This window comes from uncultured Leptotrichia sp. (genome assembly GCF_938036635.1).
Lineage (GTDB): Bacteria > Fusobacteriota > Fusobacteriia > Fusobacteriales > Leptotrichiaceae > Leptotrichia > Leptotrichia hongkongensis.
Genome location: NZ_CALHQO010000239.1, coordinates 1 through 1124, shown reverse-complemented (window position 1 = coordinate 1124; position 1124 = coordinate 1). Strand labels below are relative to the sequence as shown.

Annotated in this window: 1 protein-coding gene; it reads left to right on the top strand. The window is 23.5% G+C overall.

The window, feature by feature from the left end; translation table 11 throughout:
* The first annotated feature begins 128 nt into the window (after nt 1–128).
* Nucleotides 129–1022, top strand: a complete 894-nt coding sequence (locus tag Q0370_RS04640) for a glycosyltransferase family 2 protein (RefSeq protein WP_299572751.1) — start codon at nt 129–131, stop codon at nt 1020–1022.
* The last annotated feature ends 102 nt before the right edge of the window (nt 1023–1124 follow it).

Below are 1124 nucleotides of genomic sequence, written 5' to 3'. Positions count from 1 at the left end.
AAGATATATTTACTATATTTTGAATGATTTTTTTAAAGTTATTTTTTATGAAAAAGATAAGTTGAGAAAATTGAAATATATGTTTAAGGGAATTACTGATTTTATGAAGAATAAGATGGGTGAACTGGATGATAGAAAATAAAAAAATTGATATTCTTATGGCAACCTATAATGGCGAGAAATATTTAGTTGAACAGCTTGATTCCATTATTAATCAGACATATCGTAATTGGAATTTACTGATACGTGATGATAATTCGACAGATAAAACATTGGAAATTATACAAAATTATCATAAAAAGGATAAAAGAATAAAAATTTTAAAGGATAATAAAGGAAATCTTGGAATAGTTCGGAATTTTGAAGAGCTATTAAAAAGTTCGGAGTCTGAATTTATAATGTTTTCTGATCAAGATGATATTTGGGTTGAAAATAAACTAGATATGTATTTAAAAATGATAGAAAAAATTAAAAATAAGGGATTTATGATTCATTCTGATGCTATCTTGTTTGATAAAAATAAATCTAATATTTTAAAAGATACTTTTATTTCTAAAAAAGCTATAAATAAAGGACTAGAAAATGTATTTTTTAACTATTTTGTACAAGGTGCTACTATCCTAATTTCAAAAGAAATAAAGAATTTTATTTTACCTTTTCCTAAAGAAGTTTATTTGCATGACAGATATATTCATCTTATCTCAGAATTATTTTTTGAGAGAATATTCGTTAATAAGGCATTAATATATTATAGACAACATGGAGATAATCAGATTGGAGCTAAAAATACTATAAGAGAACTTTTGTCAAAAAGATACTTTGATGAGAGAGACAGACGGCTGATAAAAGTTATTTATAATAAATATGGCAGTTTGTTGACAGAAGATAAGAAAAAATTAATTGAAGAATATTTTAAAATAACAGATATAAAAAAGAATAGATTCAATAGATTTTTAAATTTAAAGAAATCTAAAATTAGTATCCCGTTGAAGAAACAAATTTCTTTTATAGTAAAAGGTTAAAACAAAGGACTGGACTTATTCCAGTCTTTTTTGTATAATATAACAAAGCCTATTGTAAAAATTTATGGAGATACTTCACTTAGGTTTTAAATTTGTGTAATG

Coding starts and splice junctions, on each gene's coding strand:
- Q0370_RS04640 (WP_299572751.1), top strand. CDS start 129: ATGATAGAAAATAAAAAAATTGATATTCTTATGGCAACCTATAATGGC.